General features: G+C 42.5%; 25 protein-coding genes and 1 pseudogene. 12 read left to right on the forward strand and 14 right to left on the reverse strand.

What is annotated here, in order from left to right; translation table 11 throughout:
- Positions 1-63: 63 nt before the first annotated feature.
- Positions 64-1,854 (forward strand): putative glycosyltransferase family protein, encoded by a 1,791-nt coding sequence (locus LKE01_RS01320; protein ID WP_056980922.1) that lies wholly within the window; start codon positions 64-66, stop codon positions 1,852-1,854.
- A 47-nt stretch (positions 1,855-1,901) separates the two neighbouring features.
- Here the strand turns inward: LKE01_RS01320 and LKE01_RS01325 are convergent, their stop codons facing one another.
- From LKE01_RS01325 to LKE01_RS01345, 5 genes are all read right to left on the reverse strand, one after another.
- Complete coding sequence (locus LKE01_RS01325; RefSeq protein WP_054768828.1) at positions 1,902-2,117, reverse strand: hypothetical protein; 216 nt, start codon at positions 2,115-2,117, stop codon at positions 1,902-1,904.
- A 99-nt stretch (positions 2,118-2,216) separates the two neighbouring features.
- Entirely contained in the window at positions 2,217-2,630 is a 414-nt protein-coding gene (locus LKE01_RS01330; protein WP_082619675.1) for a DUF3021 domain-containing protein, read from the reverse strand.
- Between the two features lie 12 nt (positions 2,631-2,642).
- Positions 2,643-3,098, reverse strand: a complete 456-nt coding sequence (locus LKE01_RS01335) for a LytTR family DNA-binding domain-containing protein (RefSeq protein ID WP_056980921.1) — start codon at positions 3,096-3,098, stop codon at positions 2,643-2,645.
- Positions 3,099-3,119: 21 nt separating this feature from the next.
- Positions 3,120-3,989 carry an ABC transporter permease gene (locus LKE01_RS01340; protein ID WP_056980920.1) on the reverse strand — a complete coding sequence of 290 codons (870 nt, stop codon included), beginning with the start codon at positions 3,987-3,989 and terminating at the stop codon, positions 3,120-3,122.
- Position 3,990: 1 nt separating this feature from the next.
- Positions 3,991-4,854: an ABC transporter ATP-binding protein gene (locus tag LKE01_RS01345; protein WP_056980919.1), complete on the reverse strand. Its 864-nt coding sequence runs from the start codon at positions 4,852-4,854 to the stop codon at positions 3,991-3,993.
- A gap of 209 nt (positions 4,855-5,063) precedes the next feature.
- On the opposite strand from LKE01_RS01345, the gene LKE01_RS01350 reads away from it, so the two are divergent.
- From LKE01_RS01350 to LKE01_RS01365, 4 genes are all read left to right on the forward strand, one after another.
- Positions 5,064-6,389 (forward strand): replication-associated recombination protein A, encoded by a 1,326-nt coding sequence (locus tag LKE01_RS01350; protein ID WP_056980918.1) that lies wholly within the window; start codon positions 5,064-5,066, stop codon positions 6,387-6,389.
- 10 nt (positions 6,390-6,399) lie between these two features.
- Positions 6,400-6,903 carry an O-acetyl-ADP-ribose deacetylase gene (locus LKE01_RS01355; RefSeq protein ID WP_054768865.1) on the forward strand — a complete coding sequence of 168 codons (504 nt, stop codon included), beginning with the start codon at positions 6,400-6,402 and terminating at the stop codon, positions 6,901-6,903.
- Between the two features lie 161 nt (positions 6,904-7,064).
- Positions 7,065-7,772 (forward strand): AzlC family ABC transporter permease, encoded by a 708-nt coding sequence (locus LKE01_RS01360; RefSeq protein WP_056980917.1) that lies wholly within the window; start codon positions 7,065-7,067, stop codon positions 7,770-7,772.
- Positions 7,759-8,091: an AzlD domain-containing protein gene (locus LKE01_RS01365; protein ID WP_054768826.1), complete on the forward strand. Its 333-nt coding sequence runs from the start codon at positions 7,759-7,761 to the stop codon at positions 8,089-8,091. The genes LKE01_RS01360 and LKE01_RS01365 overlap by 14 nt, the downstream gene beginning before the upstream one ends.
- Before the next feature lie 46 nt (positions 8,092-8,137).
- Here the strand turns inward: LKE01_RS01365 and LKE01_RS01370 are convergent, their stop codons facing one another.
- The 3 genes from LKE01_RS01370 to LKE01_RS01380 form a co-directional block, all read right to left on the reverse strand.
- A complete protein-coding gene (locus LKE01_RS01370; protein WP_054768825.1) occupies positions 8,138-8,758 on the reverse strand; it encodes a cation efflux transmembrane domain-containing protein in 621 nt (206 codons plus the stop codon).
- The gene (locus LKE01_RS01375; RefSeq protein WP_082619674.1) at positions 8,748-9,095 is read right to left on the reverse strand and encodes an ArsR/SmtB family transcription factor; all 348 of its coding nucleotides are present in this window, start codon (positions 9,093-9,095) and stop codon (positions 8,748-8,750) included. The genes LKE01_RS01370 and LKE01_RS01375 overlap by 11 nt, the downstream gene beginning before the upstream one ends.
- 133 nt (positions 9,096-9,228) lie before the next feature.
- Entirely contained in the window at positions 9,229-10,299 is a 1,071-nt protein-coding gene (locus tag LKE01_RS01380; protein ID WP_054768823.1) for a 2,3-butanediol dehydrogenase, read from the reverse strand.
- Between the two features lie 206 nt (positions 10,300-10,505).
- Here LKE01_RS01380 and LKE01_RS01385 point away from each other — a divergent pair, with 206 nt between their 5' ends.
- The 6 genes from LKE01_RS01385 to LKE01_RS01410 all read left to right on the forward strand — a co-directional run bounded on the left by LKE01_RS01385 (position 10,506) and on the right by LKE01_RS01410 (position 16,510).
- Complete coding sequence (locus LKE01_RS01385; protein ID WP_056980916.1) at positions 10,506-11,024, forward strand: acyl-CoA thioesterase; 519 nt, start codon at positions 10,506-10,508, stop codon at positions 11,022-11,024.
- Between the two features lie 80 nt (positions 11,025-11,104).
- Positions 11,105-11,539 carry a universal stress protein gene (locus LKE01_RS01390; protein WP_056980915.1) on the forward strand — a complete coding sequence of 145 codons (435 nt, stop codon included), beginning with the start codon at positions 11,105-11,107 and terminating at the stop codon, positions 11,537-11,539.
- Between the two features lie 558 nt (positions 11,540-12,097).
- A complete protein-coding gene (locus LKE01_RS01395) occupies positions 12,098-13,213 on the forward strand; it encodes a YibE/F family protein (RefSeq protein ID WP_056980914.1) in 1,116 nt (371 codons plus the stop codon).
- The gene (locus tag LKE01_RS01400) at positions 13,213-13,983 is read left to right on the forward strand and encodes a YibE/F family protein (RefSeq protein WP_056980913.1); all 771 of its coding nucleotides are present in this window, start codon (positions 13,213-13,215) and stop codon (positions 13,981-13,983) included. The genes LKE01_RS01395 and LKE01_RS01400 overlap by 1 nt, the downstream gene beginning before the upstream one ends.
- Before the next feature lie 63 nt (positions 13,984-14,046).
- The gene (locus LKE01_RS01405; protein WP_056980912.1) at positions 14,047-14,991 is read left to right on the forward strand and encodes an ABC transporter ATP-binding protein; all 945 of its coding nucleotides are present in this window, start codon (positions 14,047-14,049) and stop codon (positions 14,989-14,991) included.
- The gene (locus LKE01_RS01410; protein WP_056980911.1) at positions 14,984-16,510 is read left to right on the forward strand and encodes an ABC transporter permease/substrate-binding protein; all 1,527 of its coding nucleotides are present in this window, start codon (positions 14,984-14,986) and stop codon (positions 16,508-16,510) included. The genes LKE01_RS01405 and LKE01_RS01410 overlap by 8 nt, the downstream gene beginning before the upstream one ends.
- 93 nt (positions 16,511-16,603) lie before the next feature.
- Here LKE01_RS01410 and LKE01_RS01415 read toward each other — a convergent pair whose 3' ends face one another.
- From LKE01_RS01415 to LKE01_RS01435, 5 genes and pseudogenes are all read right to left on the reverse strand, one after another.
- The gene (locus LKE01_RS01415; protein ID WP_056980910.1) at positions 16,604-17,848 is read right to left on the reverse strand and encodes a glutamate-5-semialdehyde dehydrogenase; all 1,245 of its coding nucleotides are present in this window, start codon (positions 17,846-17,848) and stop codon (positions 16,604-16,606) included.
- Positions 17,841-18,657, reverse strand: a pseudogene (gene proB / locus LKE01_RS01420) (glutamate 5-kinase). The gene LKE01_RS01415 and the pseudogene proB overlap by 8 nt, the downstream one beginning before the upstream one ends.
- A 254-nt stretch (positions 18,658-18,911) precedes the next feature.
- Positions 18,912-19,910: a peptidoglycan recognition protein family protein gene (locus LKE01_RS01425; protein ID WP_056980909.1), complete on the reverse strand. Its 999-nt coding sequence runs from the start codon at positions 19,908-19,910 to the stop codon at positions 18,912-18,914.
- 270 nt (positions 19,911-20,180) lie between these two features.
- Positions 20,181-20,648: a Fur family transcriptional regulator gene (locus tag LKE01_RS01430; RefSeq protein ID WP_054768820.1), complete on the reverse strand. Its 468-nt coding sequence runs from the start codon at positions 20,646-20,648 to the stop codon at positions 20,181-20,183.
- 136 nt (positions 20,649-20,784) lie between these two features.
- Positions 20,785-21,276 (reverse strand): GNAT family protein, encoded by a 492-nt coding sequence (locus LKE01_RS01435; RefSeq protein ID WP_056980908.1) that lies wholly within the window; start codon positions 21,274-21,276, stop codon positions 20,785-20,787.
- A gap of 96 nt (positions 21,277-21,372) precedes the next feature.
- Between LKE01_RS01435 and LKE01_RS01440 the strand changes: the two genes are divergently transcribed.
- Positions 21,373-22,425 carry a lactonase family protein gene (locus LKE01_RS01440; RefSeq protein ID WP_054768819.1) on the forward strand — a complete coding sequence of 351 codons (1,053 nt, stop codon included), beginning with the start codon at positions 21,373-21,375 and terminating at the stop codon, positions 22,423-22,425.
- Positions 22,426-22,539: 114 nt separating this feature from the next.
- Here the strand turns inward: LKE01_RS01440 and LKE01_RS01445 are convergent, their stop codons facing one another.
- A complete protein-coding gene (locus LKE01_RS01445; RefSeq protein WP_054768818.1) occupies positions 22,540-23,391 on the reverse strand; it encodes a fumarylacetoacetate hydrolase family protein in 852 nt (283 codons plus the stop codon).
- Positions 23,392-23,403: the final 12 nt, after the last annotated feature.

The raw sequence follows: 23,403 nt of genomic DNA on the forward strand, positions 1-23,403 counted from the left end.
CTTGTATCATGAAACCCAAGGTAATATGGGGGGGTACGAATATTAAATTAGGAGGCCCATTTTATGGTCCAGCAAATTTTTGCCAAGCTCAAAAAGCATCAAAATATCACTTTTTATCTTATCTTCTTCGGATTATCCCTTTTAGTCGTTCTGCCTTTTTGGACGACGATGCATTTATACTCCGGACCGGATTTACAGTTTCATCTAAGCCGGATCCAGGAAATCTTTGATAATCTGAAAAATGGTGCTCCAGTCAGTCACATTGCAACACGAACTTTTAATCAAATCGGGGATGCGGTTGTTTCCTGTTACCCCTGGATTTGGCTGCTTGTCTTTGCCGGCTTAAAGTTTATCCTGACACCTGTTAGTGCCGTGTATTTTACATATGTATTAGTGATTTTTACCACACTTGTTATTTCATACCACAGTATGAAGCTGGTTTCCAAATCGTCAAAGATCTCGTTTTATTTCGCAATTCTGTATGGGCTCACAACCTATCTCATCATGGAAATAATCACTACTCAATTTGGTGAGTTTCTCGCTTATCCGTTTATTCCGTTGGCGTTCGCCGGGTTATACGAAATAATGTTCAATAATTATAAACGCTGGTATGTGCTGACCCTTGGCGTTACCGGGATTATGTATGCCCATGTGCCAACAACATTAATCGTCGTGATCGCGTTACTTGTTTTTTACCTGGCATTCTTTGCCAAACAGCCTGAAAAGGACCGGTTAACGAGATTCATGTACATCGCCATTTCGGCCGGATATTCATTAATCTTAAGCTTGATTGTCTGGGGGCCGCTAGCAGTCCTTTCGTTGAGTCAAAAGCTGATGCGGCCAAATCCACAAACACTGTATTCTGATCCTCAAAATATCTTCACTTGGTTCAATCAAAGCATTGCCAATAAGGGTATGGGACTTATTTTACTGTTCCTGTTCATTTTTGGCTTCCTGTTTCTTAAAAAAGTCCCGGCAGTTGGTCGATATGCATACTTCGGTAGTCTAGCAACTTTCTTTGTGCTTTCACATCTATTCCCATGGAATCTCGTTCATGATATTCCACTTATCAAAGGGATTGACGCAATTCAAAGCGACCACAGAATTATTCCGGTGGCGTTAATGTTTATCTCAGCGTTTGGGGCCTACCTTTTAGCTGAAAAATTCGGCAATAAGGTCATTGCTTCAAGTGTCCTGCTCGTTGTGTTCAGCCTTTGTCTGATTAACTCCTTTGATTATTCAGCGCTTTATGCAATGAATGTCACGACTGATCAAAATCCATTTGATAATCAGTTTGACCGGACAAGCCAGCCTGAGCTCACATATAAGGCAACTCCCACGCATCAAATTCCACGATCAAATTTGAATTTGCAAAATTACAAAGTGAATAATCACGATTACAATAACCAATTCCCGACCGACAACGGTTCTGGACGGACAGATTACCTGCCCACAGCTACGGGCAAGCATATTTCTGAACTTGCGAATAAAGTCGCAGTCTTGAACGGCCAACAATTCAACATTTCTTCCCCAAGCCTGCATCCGGGAAATAACTCGATGAGCTATTCATTGGTTGTTCCGATGAAGAAGGGGACTAATTTGGACCTGCCATTTGTTCGATATGCCGGGATGAACTATACCGTGAAGTTTAATGGCAAACAGATCACCAACCCTGAGACATCGAAACGGGGCACATTCAAACTGACCATTCCGGAGACGGTGAAGAGTGCTAAAATCACGATTCAAAGTCACGGATCCAAGCTTAATGGCTTGTTTATCATTCTTTCAATCATTGGCTGGTTAGGTTTGTTGGGCCTGGCTGGATTTAAGAAGCATCGACAAGCAGAATCGTAAATAATATGCAAAAAGTCAGGACAACGTTTAACATTGTCCTGGCTTTTTTACATATGTTTATTCTTATGATCGTGATCTTTTGAGTACTTGGAAAAGAAATAGAAAATGCCGACAAGTGCAATGACAACAATTAGGAGCTGAAGCCACCACATCATACTGAAAGTGACGGAATTACCGGCAATCAACGACGTTAATCCAACGGCAGCGCCGCAAACACATAACCAAAATGTGGGCTCACGATAAAATTTCTGATTAAAGGACATTGGCCATTCCTCCCTCGAGCGGATACGCAAACAGCTTATAAAATCATTCTAATTATAACCTATTCGTTATCCTAGAGGGAAATAATAAGGCTCGTTTGACTATTTTTTGAGAGACTGGTTTCGTTTCCTGAGGGTTTTGTTAATCCGCTTAACCTTGAGATTTCCTGATAGGAAGACGATTAGCCAGGCAAGACCGTATACGAAAAGATATTCGATGCCAAATGCCAACCAAAATGTTGGATTCTGCCATTCAACCCAGCCGTTAATGAACATTATGCCCAACACGATCAGAAAGGTCACAACAAAGTGGATCGGCAATTCAATTCGATAATCGTCGATGTTCAGTAGTCCACTGAATATTCCGATCAAGCCTCCCATGATCAAGATACTAAAGATGTTTTTAGCGGATGGAAATGTCGTTTGAACTTGAATGGATAATAACAGTAAATAAATAACTGAGGCAATTTCCATTCCAGATATGAATAACCTGCCACTCCGTTTAAATAACTTCATATTTCTTCACCTTCACAGTCCAAGTCGATGTTCCAAAACACTTAAATACTTCCGGCTGACGTCGGTCTTTAACTGATCCGTCAAGATAGCCTTCATCCCACTGCCAAAGCTTGCCTCCAAGGATTGAAGATGGTTGATATTAATTGCAGCATGTTTGGAAACCTGAATGAAATCAGGATTTTTTAGTTTGTTGACGAATGCATATAATCGCCCTTTGGTTGGCATGGATTTATTTGGCGTGTAGACAACCAGATCCGTTCCAGAGACATCAATCAATATAATATTTTCCGGTTTGATCAGATAAACGTGATCGTCTGATTTAATGGGGATGACTGCGGGGGGCATTTCCTGGTAACTTTTGAGGTATTCAATCAGTTTTTCGACTTCAAGGGAGCGTTCGTTGGCAGACAGAGTAATCTCAATGTCGCCATTATTTAAATGTTCATTTTGCTGAAAATGGATTTCCATTTAAATTTCCCCTATCCCAAGTTATTTAATCAATGTAATTGTACCGCGGTACTTCTTAGTCAATTCTGTCACGAAGATACATAAAATACCAGCAATAAAAATAACTGTGATGATCAGGTAGGTTTGATTGAAGCTTAATAGACCATTCCAATCGAGTTGAATGCCCATTGATTGATTAAAAACTGATTTTTGATGATTTCCAGCAAAAAGTGAGTCAATTTGTTTTCCCATCAGAGCTTGACGATAGAGGGCGGATACGTATGCACCCGGAGTAAATTTGATCACCGTTTGAGCAAATTGAGGCAGAGCCCCCATTGGAATATACGTGCCAACCAAGAAACCGGCAGCAGCACCAATGATGGATTCAAAAGCACTCATTGTCTCGACTCGATGGATGAATTGACCGAAGATCATATTGACGGCAACGGCAAGAAGAGCACCTGCCAGAGCAATGAGTACCAAAGTCATAAATTTTGACCATGGGATTGCAAGACCATCTGCCAAGGCAAAATAAGCAAGCATCAACCCCAGCATAATCAACTGCATGACCCAACCAATGACAGCAGCACTTAGCATGTAACTCAACTTAATTTTGAAAATTGAAGTGTCAGTTAAATAAAAATCTTTTAAGACACCTCTGGACTCATCAAGAATCATTCTGGCGAGAATTGATAAGGTAGTGGTAATTGCGGTGACAGATAACGTGCCACCAATTAGCCATAAGTCCATCATCTTAGTTGCATTGGGCATTTGGTGCCATTCTTCAACCATGTTTTGTTTTAAGAAGATAACAAACAGAATAAACGAAATCATTGCGCCAAAAAGAGAAAAGAAAATACTGGTTTTATTTTTAAAGTATAGCAAAAAATTTCTTTGACAAAGTGCCAACATATTAACGCATCTCCTTTCCAGTGAGATTGAGAAATGCATCGTCCATTGTTGCTCGACGATATTCAAAATCAGTCGTATGATTTTCAACGGATTCTAATACATTCAGTGCTTGTTTCGAATTCTCGGGCCAACAAATAATGCTTTTTCCTGATTGTTGACCAGCGATTGTTGGTGCAATTTGCTTCAAAACAATTTCAGGTTCATTCGTGTAGAGAATTAGACGGCTCTTTGCATTTTTTCGTTTGATTTCTTCGGCTGATCCTTCTGTGATCACACTACGTTGGTCGATAATGTAAACTTCATCAGCATGGTCGGCTTCTTCGAGATAGTGAGTCGTCAAGATAATCGTCAGCTGCTGTTTTTCCTGCAGTGAATGTAAGAGTTGCCAGATAGCCTCCCGGGTTTGAATGTCTAATCCGGCAGTTGGTTCGTCCAGAAACAAAACATCAGGTTGATTAATTAATGCCCGGGCGATGTCGACCCGCCGACGCTGACCGCCTGACAAGCTGCCATACTTTTGATTCATAAGGTTGGTCAGTCCAACCGTTTCAATGAGAGACTGGATATATTTCTGGGAACAATTCTTGTATAAACGACTGCGGATTATGAGATTTTCACTAACGCTTAGGTTGTCATCAAGGATACTTTGCTGAAAGACCATGCTGATCTTTGTCCCACTTGTCATTTCCACTGTGCCTGAAGTTGGTTTCAATAAACCTGTCAGCATCGAAATTGTGGTGGTCTTACCGGCACCATTTGGTCCCAAGACCGCGGTTAGGGTACCTGATTGGATTGAAATGTTGAGGTGGTTAACAGCAGTTTGGCTGCCAAACGTTTTGGTTAAATTCTTGGCCTGAATAAGCATGGCACTCATCTCCTTTGTTGAGCCCATACTATCAGCATCAGAGAAAAATAGTGGACAAAATTGCTAAGTGGTTAAAAAATAAACACAAGATACGAAAATCCGTCAGTGAAATGGGATTGCGCTAGAATAGAAGTGTATGTTGACTATCAGAACACATGTTCGTATAATTAAAATATACATATGATTTGAAATCGATGGGAGGTGTGGTCTTGAAACAAGAATCATTATTTGCCGGTAACCAAGCTGGAAATCAGCCCTTAGCCAGTCGGGTACGGCCAAAGACGTTGGATCAGTTTGTCGGTCAACACCAGCTTGTGGGCAAAGGAAAAGTTCTACGGGAAATTATTGAAAGTGATCAATTGCCATCGATTATTTTCTGGGGGCCACCGGGTGTCGGAAAGACCACTTTAGCTGAAATCATTGCCCGAAAAACCCAAGCTAAATTTGTCACATTTAGTGCGGTTACCAGCGGTATTAAAGAAATTAGAGACATCATGAAGGATGCCGAGGCTAACCGGGAAATGGGCGGCAAGACGATTGTTTTTGTCGATGAAATTCATCGATTTAACAAGGCCCAACAGGATGCCTTTTTACCCTTCGTTGAACGCGGCAGTATTACGCTAATTGGGGCTACCACTGAGAATCCTTCATTTGAGATTAATTCTGCCTTACTATCACGCTGCAAGGTATTTGTTCTGCAGCCTTTGGAAACTGATGACATTGTTCAACTGATCAATCAGACGTTGAAGAATCCGGAAGCATTTCCGAAAGAAACCATTGAAATTGATGAACAGGCAATTAAAGAGATTGCTGAATTTGCCAATGGTGATGCGCGGGTTGCCTTAAATACACTTGAAATGGCGGTTAATAATAGTCCCAAAAAGGATGGGCACGTTAAAGTTTCGACTGATAATCTCCATCAGCTGATGAATACCAAATCGTTTCTATATGATAAACACGGCGAGGAACACTATAATATTATTTCGGCGTTGCACAAATCAATGCGCAACAGCGATCCGGATGCGGCAGTCTATTGGTTGACCAGGATGCTTAGCGGTGGTGAGGATCCATTGTACATTGCCAGGCGGATGGTTAGATTTGCCAGCGAAGATATTGGCCTGGCGGATACGAACGCTTTAAACGTTGCCATCAACGTCTTTCAAGCCTGCCAATTCCTGGGGATGCCGGAATGCAACGTTCATTTAACCGAATGCGCGATATACCTGTCATTGGCACCGAAGTCCAACGCCGTATACAAAGCAACGTTGGGTGCCGAGCAGGATGTGAAGCATTCAATCAATGAGCCGGTGCCGCTTCAGTTAAGAAACGCGCCAACTTCATTGATGTCCAAATTAGGCTACGGTAAGGGCTACCAGTACGCCCATGAAGCAAAAGATAAATTAACGAATATGCAGACCATGCCCGATTCCTTGATTGGCCATACTTATTACGAACCCACTGAACAGGGCAATGAAATCCGCTTCAAAAAACGTCTGCAGCAAATTAAAGCTTGGGAAAAAGCGCACAGAGAGTGAAGGTGATCTAATGGCACAATTTAAATTAATCAAAGGCGATATTACAACCATGCACGTTGATGCAATCGTGAACGCGGCCAATACCTCATTACGAGGTGGCGGTGGAGTTGATGGTGCCATTCATCGGGCAGCCGGCCCTCAGTTGGATGAAGCCTGCAGAAAGCTTAATGGCTGTCCAACGGGTGAAGCCAAAGTAACCCCAGGATTTAATCTCCCTGCTAAATACGTGATTCACACACCCGGGCCGATTTGGCACGGCGGCCACAATAACGAACCCCAGCTACTCAAAAACTCCTATGTTAATAGTTTGAAGCGGGCAGTCGAAAATGATTGCCGGACCGTTGCGTTTCCATCAATCAGTACCGGAGTTTATGACTTCCCACTGGATCGGGCAGCTAAGATTGCAATTGATGCGATTGAAGACTTTGATTCACCGCTGGAAGTTACGATGGTATGTTTTGATTCAGGAACCTATGCAGCGTATGCAAAGGAACTCGAACAAAGAAACAATTAAAAATCTATTCAAAAAGCTTGAAGATGTAGGCGAACAACCGACACTTCGAGCCTTTTTTATACCTGAATGATTTTCATGTTGACTTTAAATTAGAACACCATTAAAATTTTATTAATGTTAAAAACTGACGCCTTCATGTCAGATTGGAAAGGAGTGGTTCGATGAATGGAGAACTGACAGTTTCAGCTGCTTCAAAAGACACCTTGCCAACAGTGTTTGGATACATAGGAATCGGACTGGCTTTTGGGATTGTTGGTAAAGCAGCGGGATTGAGCCCATTGTTAGTCACATTAATGTCAATTATTACATATGCCGGGTCTGCTCAATTCGTTATTGTCAGCATGCTGGTAACCCACAGCCCGATTTTTTCGATTATTTTTTCAGTATTCTTGGTGAATTCGCGAATGATTTTAATGAGTACAACATTGGCACCGTATTTCAAGCGGGAGAGTATGTTGAAAAATGTGCTGGTGGGAAGTTTACTGACGGATGAAAGCTTTGCCTTGGGGATGAACAAGCTCAACTATTCTGATAGCCATTTGAACTTTCCGTGGTTTAACACAGCCAACGTTATTTCTTACCTCACTTGGATCATTTCATCGCTGGTAGGCGCTGTTCTGGGAAACTTCATTAGTAATCCTGAAAAGTTTGGCCTGGATTTTGCCTTGGTCGCCATGTTTATCGGCCTCTTGTATCTCCAATTAATCAGCGACCGTTCCATCAATTTTAATCTCCAACTGATTGTCGTTGGCTTTGTTTTACTGGCAATCTATTTTGGCCTGATATTTATTCCAAGCAGTTTGCTAATCTTGCTGGTTACGCTGGTAGCCTGCAGCTTTGGGGTGGTGATGAAACATGCCTTCTTTTAATTTTGTCCTCCTGACGATTGTTGGAACCGGGATTGTCACGTGGCTTTCAAGAATCATTCCATTTGTTCTTTTAAAGAAGTTTCAGTTGTCCAAAGGAGTAATTGAATTCCTGAGCTTTGTTCCAATCGCCATTATGTCAGCATTGTGGTTTGAAAACCTGTTTGTTCAACACATTGGCCAATTGCCGTCAATCGAATGGGGCAACTTGCTTGCTTCAATCCCGACGGTGATTTCCGCGATCATCTCGAAAAATTTATTAGTGATCGTCGTTGTCGGTGTCATTTCATTGGGAGTCGTTCGGATGGTTTTGGGAATGTAAAATGCCAAGCACTGGTAATCCAGCACTTGGCATTTTTTGATGCTATTTAATTTCGGCCTTCGTTAAAGGATTCAAGTCCTTCACTGGCAATAAAGTACACCAGAATTAATGCAGCCGCTGAATCAGCCCACCACCAGTTAAAAAGAGCGGTCAATAAACCACCGATTAAAACGGTTGCGGCCATGTAGGCGCAGGTAATATTGCACATTCCGTCTTCTACTAAAGCATCGGAATGAAGGGCCTTTCCCAAAGAGTGTTTTCTGAGGGTCAGCATTGGCATCAGGATAACCGAAGCAATGGCAATTGCAATTCCGGAATAACTGGTATCCGCTGCTGCGTGATTTACCAAATTGAACAGTGAAACGGCCGTGACGTACACCGACAGCAACAATAGGACGGCACCGACAATTAATGATGAACGTTTTTCGGCATGTTCAATCTCGGCCGAACTGGCACCGCTATTTTCCTTTTGCAGCCGCCAAATTAACGTTCCACCGGCGATAATTTCCAGGAAACTATCTAAGCCGAATGCAATCAAAAGAATGGAGCCGGCTTTGAGACCTGAATAAAAGCCAACCGCAAATTCGAAAGCCATCCAAGCGGTTGAAAAGTATTCAGTGCGGAGACTTCGATCAATTAATCCTTGTGAATTCGTGTTACTCGCCATGTTTTTTACCCCTTATGACATGATCGGCATGCTCGAGCATCTCGTTGATAACATCGAGAATGTGGGGATCATCTAGTTGATAGTAGTTTGATTTGCCTTCGCGGTGGGACGACACAAGCTGATGCTTCCTTAGTAATGCAAGCTGGTGGGAAACATAGGATTGTTCCAGTCCCAGCAAATTTCCGAGCTCAGTGACATTTAATTCACGTTGTTCAAGAACCTTCAGCATTTGCAGCCGACTTGGATTACTTAATAATTTGAAGATTCGTTCTGATTCCGATAAGTGTTTATCATCAATCAGTGTGATTTCATCTTGAGAAAGTTGGTTATCAGCCATATATGTCATTCCTTTCATATGAATACTTTAACATATGTTGTTTGGGATGTAAACGGATATGTAAAAAGCCGGGCAAGATGTTTATCTTGTCCGGCTTCTTTATTATTTAAGATTTATGATTTGTGATTATGAATTACAGTGATGGATCAATCATAATCTTTACTTGTGATTTATCAGTTGAAAGAGCTTTGATTCCGTCTTCAAGAGCATCGTCTAAGCTGACTTTCTTCGTAACAACTTTCTTGAAGAGATCCTTGTTGTTATCAATAATTCCTAAAACATTCGGGAATGAGTTGTTGTAGCAAAGAGTGGTGATGACGTCTTTACCTTGCATAATCAGGTCATCGGTCATATTCATTGTAATTGGCTTTGCATAAAGAGCGACGATTTGAATAATTCCTGTTCGCTTGGTTACTTTCAGTGCTGAGTCAAATGTTGCTTGAACACCGGCACATTCGAAGGTAATGTCAACGCCATTTGGCAGGTCTTTCTTGATAACTTGTTCAACATTATCTTTGGTAGGGTCAAGAACATTTTCGATTCCCAATTCTTTGGCTTTGGCCAAACGAACCTTTGAAACATCCACAATGTAAACGTGGTTGGCGCCAGCAATTTTAGCTAATACAGCTTCCAACAAGCCAATTGGGCCGGCACCCATAACAGCAACGTTTTGGCCTTCACGTAGGTGACTCTTCTTAATGGCTTCGTAAACAACGGCAGTTGGTTCAGCCAAGGCACCTAATTCAAAGTCCATGTCATCTGGCATTTTGTGGGCAAATACGCCTTGAACGTTGGCAAATTCTGCCATTCCGCCATCTTCTGAGAAGCCTAAGAAGTTTCCGGCACCATCAGTTGAAACAGCTCTGTTACAGAAGTTGTAGTTTCCGGCACGACAGTTTTCACATTTACCACAAGCAAGAAGTGGTTCAACCGCAACATGATCACCAACTTTGAGATCATCAACGTCTTTTCCGACCTTGACAATTTCACCTGAGAATTCATGTCCCAAAGTAATTGGAACAGTTTTACCGGTTAGTGGATATGGAACGGTTGGTAATCCCCAGCCTTCCAAATAGGCATGTAAATCACTACCACAAATTCCACAATATTTAACCTTGATTTGAACTTGATCATCTTTTGGTTCAGGAATTGCGACGTCTTCGACACGAATATCTTTTTCACCATAAATACGTACTGCTTTCATGTTATGACCTCCTACAATGAAAAACTTCTTACCATCAACACCATTAGTTTACACCATGACGAAATCGCTTACAATAGGGACCGGCGATAATCAATATTATTTTCACAATCTAGTCATTTAGCCTTCAAAAAGGTTGCTATTGTGGGGATGAAGAGGGTATCATATTATGTGTATAATGAGTCACAAGACGTTGAAACCCAGGAATTTTGGAGGCGATCACGATCGAATCAATTAAGTGTGCCGATACCCGTTCGATTCATGAAAGTTATGTATTTCCAGCTCAACTAAATAATCACCAAATGCAATTTGGCGGTGAAACGCTGCGAATTTTGGATGCCAATGCCGGCTTGGCAGGGGTAAAATTTGTTCCCGGAAACTTATCTTTTGTAACGGCTGGATATGATCACATTCAGTTCTTGTCACCGGCAAAGGCCAATGATATTTTAACGTGCATTTCATACGTGACCGGATGTGAAGGCCGGGCAATCGAAGTCTTTACAAAGTTCTTAACAACGGATATCAAGACAAAAGAAGTTAAAGTGGCCTTCATTGCTTTTTGCACGTTGATTGTGACGAATACGATTGACGAAATCCATTTTCCAAAACTCGTTGCCGAATCTGAAGAAGAAAAGTATTTGTTGGCAACCTATAAAGAACGTCTGAAGGTTCGAAGAGTAGAATTAGACGATAATAAAACGACCATTTCTCATTTAAGCCTAAAATGATCGTTGAAAGCGCAATTCATGTTTATTGATTCACATAATGGTAAGATAAAATTAGATAGATAACTTTGGAGGTGTTGGTTATGTATGAAACAATTTTGGTTCCTGTTGACGGTAGTGATAACGCAATGAACGCTGTTGAAGAAGCAGCCAAGTTGGCTAAATCATTTGGTTCCACACTGCAAATCGTTTCGGTGGCCACTGACCAGCGATATGTTCAATACGGTGTCACCTTGGGTCAAGACGTTATGGAGTCATTCAGTGAGCGGGCGGGAGAGATTTTGGATGATGCCCGCGATATCGCAGAAAAGCAGGGCGTCAAGGTAGAAACCCACTTTGTTGTTGGTGTTCCTAAAATTCAAATTTCAAAGGAATTGCCGGAGAAGTATGATGCATCGTTGATCGTAATGGGTAAATCAGGAGTCAACGGCATATCAAGAGCAATTCTAGGATCCACAACAGCCTATGTTGTAAGACATTCAACTGTGAATGTGATGGTTGTGGATTATAAAAAGTAGTGCGCGACGAGCCCCGATTAGGGCACGGAGTACAAGGAGAAGTAGGCAATGATGAACGTTCTTTGTTCATCGTTGCCTACTTTTTCTTGTACAGTAGTGCCCTGGGGTGTCGGAGCGTGATTGAGAGGCCGAAGGGAGCAGTAAATAAAATAACAACGGCGCCTTGGTTGCCAACAACTCCAAAAAATATGGTGCTCCCACATCATCAGTGCCCTGGGGTGTCGGAGCGTGATTGAAAGGCCGAAGGGAGCAGTAAATAAAATGACAACTGTCCCCTGGTTGCCAACAATCCAAAGAAATTGGATATTTCCACATTATCCGTGCCCGAGGGTGTCGGAGCGTGATTGAGAGGCTAAAGGAAGCAGTCAATAAAATGACAACGGCACCCAACAATCCAAAGAAATATGAACGTCCCCACATATTGACTCCATGGGGTGTTAGCGCCCAATTGAGCCACTAAAACGAGTCCGTCGAACCTTTCACTTTAGTAACGATTACTAATAAAGCTAAATTTTCAATTTCACACATGGTACAATAATTTTAAATTAATCTGAAAAGATGTGTGTTATGGACGCTAAACTAACAAGTAAAATGACCTGGCTTCAGATTCTGCTGGTAATTGCATTTTGTTTTCTGGCAGCGTTTTTCTGCCAGCATAATGACAAGCTCTATCATCAGACAATTTTCCAAGTGAGCCGTGTGGAAAACGGAAAAGCCGTTAAGATGACAGATGAATTTCAAAACGTGGATCATTATCACAGCCAAATGTTGTATGGAAAAATAACCAACGGGAAACACGTTGGAAAAACGTTAAAAATTAAAAATTCGTATAGTGATTCCCATGCAATGGATCACCAGTATACAAAGGGCCAGAAACTCTTTATAACCCTTCACACACAACCCCGGCTTCACGCAACCGTGAAAGATATTAAGCGTGATGCACCGATTGCGTTTTTATTTGCCATCGCCATCAGCTTGATGTTTGTCATTCTGAAATTACGGGGGATAACCGTTATCTCGAGTATTTTAATCAATACGATTCTGTTTTGGATTGCGGTTAAAATTGATCATACCAATAACGGATCGGCGGTAATCCTGATCTTTAGTATATTGGCGGTTATCTTCTGTTTTGTCACATTGTTGCTGGTCATGGGGTGGAGCAAGAAAATGCTGGTCACGTTGTCAGCGGTTCTGTGTGCCACAGCGGCAACCATTCTCATTACCTTGCTTGTCTTTGGAATCACTCACGAAAAAGGGATTTACTATGAGTCAATGCAATACGTGACTCAGTTACCAAAACCTTTATTCATCGCAGAAGTCTTGATTGGTGTTTTGGGGGCTGTTATGGATGAGGCAACCGATATTGTGGCTTCGTTGGCAACTTTGAAGCAGGAACGGCCACAACTCAGTCGAATGGCAATCTTTAAATCCGGCCGGCAGATTGGTAAATCAATCATGGGACCTTTGATCAACGTGTTATTCTTTATCTTCATGGCAGAAACGCTTGCCATGACGTTGCTATATTTGAAGAACGGCAATACTTGGCATTACTCATTTTCAATGAACATGTCACTGGGAATGACCTCAAGTCTTATCAGTGGAATTGGAATTGTGCTTACGGTCATTTTATCGAGTGTATTTGCCGGACTCTGGATTAAAGGAGATGAACGCTGATGGGATCGATTACTGCATTGGGGATCGTTTTACTGATCTTGATGATCATTGTTGGCGGTAAACAAGGCATCACTTCATTCTTGAGCATGGTCGTTAACTTTGGAATCCTCTTCTTCACCATCGTTTTAATTGCCTTTCATTTACCACCGATTACCGTGACGATTGTCTCCAGCATTATCCTGTTATCCATTACGATTTTTTGGAGCAGTGCCAGTGACAATGCCTCCACAACCGCTTTTCAAGCATCGGTTGTGGTCGTTATCCTGATTGTCGTGATTATTATTCCGATTGAATATTGGGCACAGGTTGGCGGTTTTGGTTTGGAAGACAGTGAAGAGCTTGAAGGCTTGTCGACTTACGTTGGGATCAATTTCACCAAGATTGCGATTGCCACAGCTATTCTAAGCTCACTGGGAGCCGTCGCTGAAGCCGCAATCGCTATTGCATCAGGCTTGGATGAAATTATTTCACAGCATAAAGAAATTAAGAGTGGTCAATTGTTTGTTGATGGTACGGTGATTGGTAAACAAATCATCGGAACCGCCGTGAACACATTATTCTTTGGCTTTTTCGGTAGTTCGATGGCACTGTTCATTTGGTTTTATGGCCTTCACTACACCTTTGGCGAAATTTTAAACGACAAGATATTTGCTGCGGAACTGATTGCAATTGTGGTTTCATTGATTGGGGTTGTGACGACAATTCCGGTGACAACCTGGATAATGAGTTTTAAGCTCAAAAAGCTTCATAAATCACAGTTAAAGGAATAAAGTGGTTTCAACTGTTAAAATGATTATATTAAACTCACCAGCTATTTAACGAGGTAATTGCAAATGATTCAGTTTTCTCACGTCACTAAACAATTTGACGGTACAGCTGCATTAAAGGACTTAAATCTCACTATTGACGATGGTGAGTTTTTTGTGCTGGTCGGCCCTTCTGGAAGCGGCAAGACAACTCTTCTAAAGACAATTAACCGATTAGTTGTCCCAACCAGCGGAACGGTCACCATTGATGGGCAGGATGTGTCAAAAAGCCACCTACAGGAATTACGGCGGCACATTGGCTATGTTCTGCAGACTGGGGCGCTGTTCCCCAATATGACAGTTGAACAAAATGCATCGATTCAACTTGATAACTTGGGGTGGGAAGCACAAAAGAAGCATGAGCGAATTGTGGAACTAATGACCAAAGTCAATTTGGATCCGGCTCAGTTTCTCCATCGGATGCCCAGTGAGCTATCCGGCGGTGAGGCTCAACGAGTTGGAATTGTCAGAGCGTTGGCTGCCAGACCCAAACTGGTTTTGATGGATGAGCCCTTCAGCGCGTTGGATCCAGTGTCTCGGCGGCAGCTGCAAAAGATCGTTTTAAATCTTCACAAGCAAATTGACACGACCATTGTTTTCGTTACTCACGACATGCACGAGGCGTTTCTTTTGGCGGATCGGCTGGCGGTGATTCATAACGGTGTCATTCTTCAAGAAGGCGAGCCGGATTACTTAATGGCCAATCCGGCTGATGAATTTGTGAAACGCTTTTTTGATGTGGACAATTCAAATACCCGGTTATTAAAACAAGTCATCACGTCAGGTCTTGGACGGCCTTTGACAAAACAGGACAACGTCATTCGATTACAGAACAGTCAAACCGTCTATGAGTGGGCGGGCCTTTTGGAGAAGAATCCGACTCAACTGATTAGCGTCGATGGTGAAGTGTTGGATCAAAGTGACCTCATTTCCTACGTCGCTGATTTGGGAAAGGAGTCGTCCAATGATTGATTCCGTAGAAGCATATGCCAGTAAGAATGCCGGGGCGATTCTTCAAGCCCTTTGGCAGCATGTGGAAATATCGTTAATTGCGATTATTATCACGATTATGATTGCAATTCCACTTGCGATTGCTTTGGTTAACCGCCCCAAGATAGGTGAAGTTATCTCACAGCTTGCCGGGATTATTCAAACGATTCCCAGCTTGGCGGTTCTGGGGATTTTAATTCCATTCGTTGGAATTGGCACGGTACCAGCGATTATTGCCTTAGTCTTATATGCGATTATGCCGATTTTTCAAAATACTTATGCTGGGTTGACGCACATTGATCCGGTTTTACTGGAAGCAGCTGACGCATTGGGAGTTACATACCGATTCAAGCTGTTTCGAATTGAACTGCCATTAGCCATGCCGATGATTTTATCGGGGATTCGGATTGCCACGGTATTGGTAATTGGAACGGCAACGTTGGCCGCATTAATTGGCGGTGGCGGTCTTGGAACGTACATTTTGTTGGGAATCCAAACCAACAACAATGATGCGTTGGTTGTCGGTGCGGTCCTTTCAGCAGTGCTGGCATTATTGGCCAGTTGGTTGATTAAAGGACTTTCCAAACTGTCATTTAAGAAACTCGGCATCGGTGTTCTGGTCGTCCTAGTATTAGGTGGTGGTGCATGGGGCTGGTCAGCATTGACCAAGCCTGCCCAAACAATCACAATTGCCGGGAAAATGGGTGGGGAACCCGAAATCCTGATTAATATGTATAAAGATTTGGTTGAACAGGACAACCCAAAGATTAAAGTTCAACTTAAGCCAAATTTTGGCGGAACCAGCTTCTTATTCAAGGCATTGAAAAGTGGTCAGATTGATGTCTATCCCGAGTTCACTGGGACCGTTCTTCAATCACTGGTGAAGTCCTCACAGAAAGTCAATTCAGATCCTCAATTGGCTTATCAAGATGCTAAAAACGATCTTAATAAGCAATTCAATATGCGTTATCTTAAGCCAATGGCCTACCAAAACGGGTATGCCATTACCGTTCGAAAATCGACGGCGGCTAAATATCATTTAAAAACAATTGCCGACCTTCAAAGAGTTGGTAATCGGCTCAATGGCGCGTTTGATCCCGACTTTTACCAACAGTCGGACGGTTATCCGGGCTTGCAGAAAGCTTATCATTTTAAGCTGAAATCTGCCCGGACAATGGAGCCCTCGTTGCGATACGTTGCTCTGGCTGATGGTCGGGTAGACGTAACCGATGCCTACACAACCGATCCACAAATTCGGCAGTATCACTTGGTGGTCTTAAAAGATTCCAAGCGGTTCTTCCCGCCATATCAGGGTGCGCCGATGATGACCAATCAGTTTGCGAAGGATCATCCAAACGTGGTTCGTTCATTGAAACGGTTGTCTGGTAAGATTACCACTTCGGATATGCAGGAAATGAACTATCAGGTCACCGTCAAACACCACAGTGCAGCCAAAGTGGCCAAACAATATTTAACACAACATGGATTATTATCTAAATAATGAAAACAGGCGACTGAGACAAAGTTTTTACTTTTGTCCCAGTCGCCTGTTTTGATGTTTTAAAGTGTTCGGAAAACTGCTCATTTCCGTCATTTAAGCTCTTGTTTGCCCGTTTCCTCTAATGACGTATTTAGTAGTGGTCAATTCATTCAATCCCATTGGACCTCTGGCGTGCAGCTTTTGAGTACTGATCCCAATTTCGGCACCAAAGCCAAATTCAAAGCCGTCGGTAAATCGGGTGGAAGCATTGACGTAAACACAGGCTGAATCAATCTTATTTAAGAATTCCTGCCCGTTTTGATAATTGTCTGAAATGATAACTTCAGAATGACCGGTTGAATATTTGTTAATATGATCAATTGCCTGCTGCTCATCATCGACAACTTTAACAGCCATGATCAAGTCGTTGTATTCGGTCGACCAGTCTTTTTCAGTCGCCGGAATGATTGATGGTACAATCTTTTGGCTGGCGGCATCACCACGCAGTTCAACTCCATGATCTTGCAGGGCTTTGGCAATTGCCGGCAGCATTTGATTGGCAACGTCTTTATGAATCAGCAATTTTTCAGCTGCGTTGCAGACTGATGGTCGTTGAACCTTGGCATTTACCACAATGTTGATGGTCATTTGCAGTTCAGCATCATTGTCGACATAAATATGACAGTTGCCGGCACCAGTTTCGATCACCGGAACGGTCGCGTTTTTGACAACGGCATTGATTAAGCCGGCGCCACCACGAGGGATGAGGACATCAACATATTGATTAAGGTGCATCAAATCATTGGCTGTTTCATGGCTGATATCGTGGAGAATCTGAACCGCATTTTCGTCTAAACCATTGTTCTTTAAGACATTCCGCAGCACTTCAGCCAAAGCAAGATTACTGTTAAGGGCTTCTTTACCGCCCCGGAGGATCACTGCGTTGCCACTCTTAAAGGTGAGGGCAGAAGCGTCAACGGTGACGTTGGGCCGTGCTTCAAAGATCATGGCAATAACTCCCAAAGGTACCCGCTTCTTTTCGATATTCAAGCCGGCGTCGTTTTGCCAGCCCTTATCGATATTACCGATTGGATCGGGCAGGGCGGCAACTTTCCGTAAGCCGGCTGCCATATCCTTGATTCGTTGTTCAGTCAATTTGAGTCGATCGGTAAACTTGGCGGGCATATCCGTGGCATTTTCCAAATCTTCTTGATTAGCCGACAAGATTGTCCCGACATTTTCAGTTAATGCGTCTGCAAATGCATTTAAAATTTTATTTTTAGTCACTGTATCTAATAGATTTAATTTGTATGAGGCAGCCTTGGCATTCTTGCCAATTTCAATTAATTTGTCATTCATGAGTGACACTCTCCTTTTGAAAGATCGTTCCCACATCTTCGCCCGCTAAAATTTTGAAGATAATCCGTGGATCAGCTCCGTTTGCCAGAACCATCATCCGGTTCTCATCAATCATTCGCTTGGCTGCCAACAGCTTGGTCTGCATGCCACCGGTTCCAAATCGGCTGCCGGAACCACCGGCAACCCCGAATTCACCTTCATCAATTTGATGAACGGTACTGATCAGCTTGGCATCGGCCGACTTGTTGGGATTTTGATCATAAAAGCCGTCGACGTCTGACAGAACAATGAGCAAATCGGCATTCACATGGCTTGCGACAATTGCCGACAGCTGGTCGTTATCGCCAAAGGTTGTTTTATGATCCAACTCATCGGTTGCCACCGTATCGTTTTCGTTAACGATAGGGATGACATTGTCCCGCAGTAAACAGTCAAAAGTATTTAGAACAAATTTGTTGCTCTTGGGGAAGTCAAAAATATCATGAGTCAATAGGACCTGGGCGATGTCGGTCAGATAATGATCAAATCGTTGGGTAAACAACGTCATGAGTTCCGATTGTCCGATTGCGGCAAGGGCTTGTTGGGCGCCAATTTCGGTCGGCCGTTTTTTGAGGTGCATTTTATTTAAGCCCACCCCCGATGGCACCGGATGATACCAAAATCAATTCTTTGCCTTGATTGTTCAACGCACTCAGAGTGTACGCCAGCTCATCAAATGTTTTCAGATTAACCTCACCACTTGGGTGGATTAAGCTGCTGGTTCCAACCTTCACCACAATTCGATTTGCTTCAATAATTCGTTTGTCCATCATGTTCACCCCATATTTTGTATAAAAAAAGCCCGCTTTGAAATTGAGACACCCACGACGGGCGGTACCATTCTCATTCAAAGCTAGGCTTCACACTTTTGTTTTATAACGGAAAGATCCGTGCCTGATTAAGGCAATCGTATTGAAGATAGGATTCGTGCACTTAAACGTCTTTCAGCAAGCGACATTTTCTCTGAGGTCACACTACTTGGTCTTCTAAATTGACACAATCATATATTAATTCATAAATGATGTCAATGGATTAGATCAAGTGCTTTTTCGTAGACCCAGTACTTCTTGGCACCATTGTCTGTTGAGAAGGTAATTCGGTACCAGTCATGACCATTGGACTTGGTTCCAATATTGTCGATGTAGACTTTCTTACCTTTTTCAGCAGCAACTGATTCCCACGAATACTTCTTCACTCCTGAACGGGAGTTTTTAACATGATTGTACAACCTGTATGACTTGTAGTCGTCTCCTAATGACGCCTGTGAATCTGCTTTGGCATATGATACCTTGTCGTATGCCTTTTTTGCTGATGAAGCGGTTAATGAACCGTGAGCCGCGCCGTCCGCTGACAAATTGTTATAAGCGGTTTTCACCAACTGATAGAATTGAGCGAACGTGTACTTGGAACCAAAGTATTTTCTACCTGCGGATGCATAATAGCCGGCTGGATCGGTATGATTGGTACCACCCAGATATTTGGAAACACCCCCGTGTGACCAAACAGTTCCCTTGCCATCATAGGCTGCATCATTAGGCTTCAAACCATATTTATTCAACGTGTATGCCGTGTAATAAGCAGCGTTGGCAACTTCGTGAGCAAATGCTGACTTGCTGTGAACCTCAACCTGCTCAAACTGAACAAACCTTGCGTTGGCCGGATAACCGGCACCCCAGGCAAGATAGTTTGTATTGGCAATATTGATGATTCGGCTGGCATCAACGAAAGTGTGCACAAAAGCGTTATTGTAATTCTTCTTCATGTACGCAATTTCGTTATAGATCGTTGAGTTGGGGTTGGCCGTTTCATGAACGACAACTCCCTCAGGCTTACCAGTACCTTTACGGTAGGCGTTCTTAGGAAAGCCACCCCAGATTGATGAGGTGATATTGGCGTGAGAAATGTTTTTGCTTGCAATATAGTCGTTAACGCTGCTGGCCCCCGCGGCGTTGCTTAATCCAAACATACCGATTGCTGCCAATGACAGCGAACAAAGGGCAGTTATAATCGCTCTTTTTTTCAAATCAATTATTCCCTTCAGAATTTAAATATTATTTTTAGAGATTCATTTTTAATGTTTATTATATTTTTACATAAGTGGTCATTAGCTACGGTCATTAATATAAACGATTTGCATGATACAATTCAACCAGACAAAAAGCCCATGGGAAGCGAATTAACGCTTGCCCGTGGGCTTTGAGGGACTAATTGTCAATCATATTAAGAGTTCTTGACAAAAGTCTTAAATTAGTGGGTAAAAGACTGATATATCAACGGTTTAACGCTGTAATAATCATCTATTTGAAAGCTTTGCCAAATGCAGCTTACGCTGACAGTCGGGACAAATCCCGGTAACTTCCATCTGGGTTCCGGTTACCAGAAAATCGGTTTTTTCTCGCGTGGTCTGTTGAACGTGCTTGACTAAGTCGGGGTAATCATCGTCAAAAATATCGATGATCTTGCCACAATTTTCGCAAATTGCGTGATAGTGCGGCACACCAAAATAGTCGTAACGGATACCACCGTCATTGTTTGGTAATTCAATGACAATGCCATTATCGACCAGCATTCTTAAAGTATTATAGATTGTTGCAACACTCAAATTGGGTAATTTATCTTCAATACCATTTCGAATGGTTTCAACATCCGGGTGATTATGATGAGTAATCAGATAATTCAGGATAACCTCGCGTTGAGGTGTGATTCGGATGCCTTGTTTTTTAAGTTGACCAAGTGAGTGTTTAAGGGTTGCGTTTGTCATGATTATGCACCTCCATGAGGAGCGGTTCTATAAATTACTATCTGTAATGATTATAAATCATATTATACTTTAGAACAATTCTAATATACTAATCACAATAATGCAATGATTTTGAAGGACGGAAATCCATTGGGGCTTAGACGTTTGCGACAAATGTGTTTTCTGTCGGTTCTTCAAGGCCGATCTGCTCCAGTGACGACCTGGTGTGGGCAGACACTTTATTAAACGTGAGGGTAATCTGTCTAAAGTCAAAATGATCGTGGGCAAATTGAAGGGCTCTTTCAACGGCTTCGGCCAAGTCGTCATCATGCTTTTTATCAATAATCAGTTCAATTGAGCCGGTATCGGATTTTGGTTCAAACCCACGGAGACTGATAATGCCGATGAATTCTTGAGAACTTGAGTCGGTCATTCCCCAAGTCAGCTCCTTGCCATTCATGACTAGGCGCATTATGTGATTAATGTTCTTAACGGTGTCAAGAATCTCACTGGGCATTTTTTCTGCTTTGGCAGTTTTGATTGATTCTTTGGAAAACAAGTCATCAATGGACTTGACAGGTGCCTGGGTCAGCCAATCCAATGTTAAATGAGCGGTTAATACAGGATGAAATTTTTCGAATGATGTCATAAATTAACTTCCTTTCGTGAAAAAGCTTTCAAAGGTGTTCCTTTAGGTTTTATGTGTGGCATAATGAACGTATAAAGTTATTAGGGAGGAACAATCTTGAAAGAAAAATACTTGCTTGGAACCTATACTAGAAGAATCAGTAAAGGTGTTTATCAATTAGAATTAGATACTGAAACTAAAAAATTGCAAAACTTGGAATTTGTTGGCAGTGCAATTGACCCAACATATGTAGCTGAATCAAATAAGAAGCGGATCTATGCTATTACCAAGGTTAAAGATGACCAGGGCAACGTAACCGGCGGATTTGTTGAATGGGATGGCACAAGCAATGATTTCCCATTGAAGCCGATCGCCTCAATTCATGATCAGGAAACTTCCCCGGCGTATATTTCGGTTGATGAAGACAAGCACCTGGTCTTCACTGCTAATTACCATGCCGGCACAATTAATTCATACAAGATCGGTGAAGATGGTTCAATTACCAAAGCCGACCGAATTATGGACAAGGGAACATTGGGCTTCCGTAAAGAACAGCTTGATGGCCCACATCCGCATTATATCAATTTAACACCCGAAGGCCGAATTGTAGCTGTCGATTTGGGTGTCGACAAGGTCTTCATCTATGATTTGGAAGACAGCGGTAAATTAGAACCCGTTAGTGAACTTCAAATGCAGGACGGTTACGGCCCACGCCACATCTACTTTGATGCAAAGAAGAAAGTCGCTTACCTTGTAGGTGAATTAAGCAGTAATGTCGCTGTTTTGGATTACGATTCTGATAAAGGTGTCTTGTCAGTTCGCAACGTTCATTCAACCATTCCTGATGATTGGACTGAACACAATGGGGCTGCTGCCATTCGAGTATCAAAAGACGGTCGCTTCGTTTATGTCTCAAACCGTGGTAACAACTCAATTGCCGTGTTCAGTTCAGATGAAAAGGGCAATTTGTCACTTGTTCAACGAATTTCAACTGAAGGTGACTTCCCACGGGACTTTAATTTGAGCGATGATGAATCATTTGTTATCGCACTGAATCAAAATTCAGACAATGCCACATTGTACACTCGTGACAGTGAATCTGGCAAATTAACCATGGTTCAAAAGGACTTCATGGTTCCTGAAGGTGTCAGCATCCTGCGTAAAAAGTAGGTAGTTGGCAGCATCATGCACTTTAATTAAACACATGATCAAAATTAACAAAGCTGGAGCTAAATCACAATGATTTGGCTCCAGCATTTTTATACCTTGATATTGTTCGGTTGTTTAATTTACTTTAGTTTCAATCTTTCCAAGTCCATCAATTTCACTGGTGAATACGTCACCGGACTTCAAGAAAATCTGTGGATCACGGCCAACACCGGTTCCACTTGGGGTTCCAGTGAAGATCAAATCTCCGGGATAGAGATCGATGACTCCTGAAATATAAGAAATCAGGGTTTGAATATCAAAAATCATTTTATCAATGGTTGCCTGCTGCATGATTTCACCGTTGACTTTGGTGACAACCGTTTTGGAAACAATGTCCTCAACGTCAGCAATTGTGGTTATGTACGGACCAATTGGCGAGTAATTTTTGAATGATTTTCCCAGATCAAATTGGGTGCCGGGACCATCGATTGATTGGACGGTTCGATCGGAGATATCCTGACCGACCAGGTAACCGGCAATGGCATCTTCGGCGTCTTCACGGCTGATGTTTCGGCCACCGCGGCCAATGACAATCACCAATTCAGATTCCCAGTCAACGGTATCACCGCTGAGATGAATTGAGTTGTGAGGACCGGCCAACGAGCTGACAAACTTATTGAAAATGTTTGGCCGCTTGGGCTTGGCCGTGTCCATTTCCTTCATGTGGTCAAGATAGTTAAAACCAACAGCGGGTATTTGACGTGGATGTTGCACGGGTTGTTGGAACTTCTGGGGATCAAGCTGGGAAGCTTCATCATTGTCGATGATTTTATCATCGTTCACATTAATCAACACATTGGATACAAAATTCTGCCAATCGTTTAAAATATCGTCGATTGAGTTGTAACCAGTAATTGGAACACCCCAGAATTGATCATTTTGGGGTGCGACAAATGTTGGCTGATTATTATACATTGCTAATTTCATTATTACCCCTCC

It is taken from the genome of Lentilactobacillus kefiri (assembly GCF_007989105.1).
Classification (GTDB): Bacteria; Bacillota; Bacilli; order Lactobacillales; family Lactobacillaceae; genus Lentilactobacillus; species Lentilactobacillus kefiri.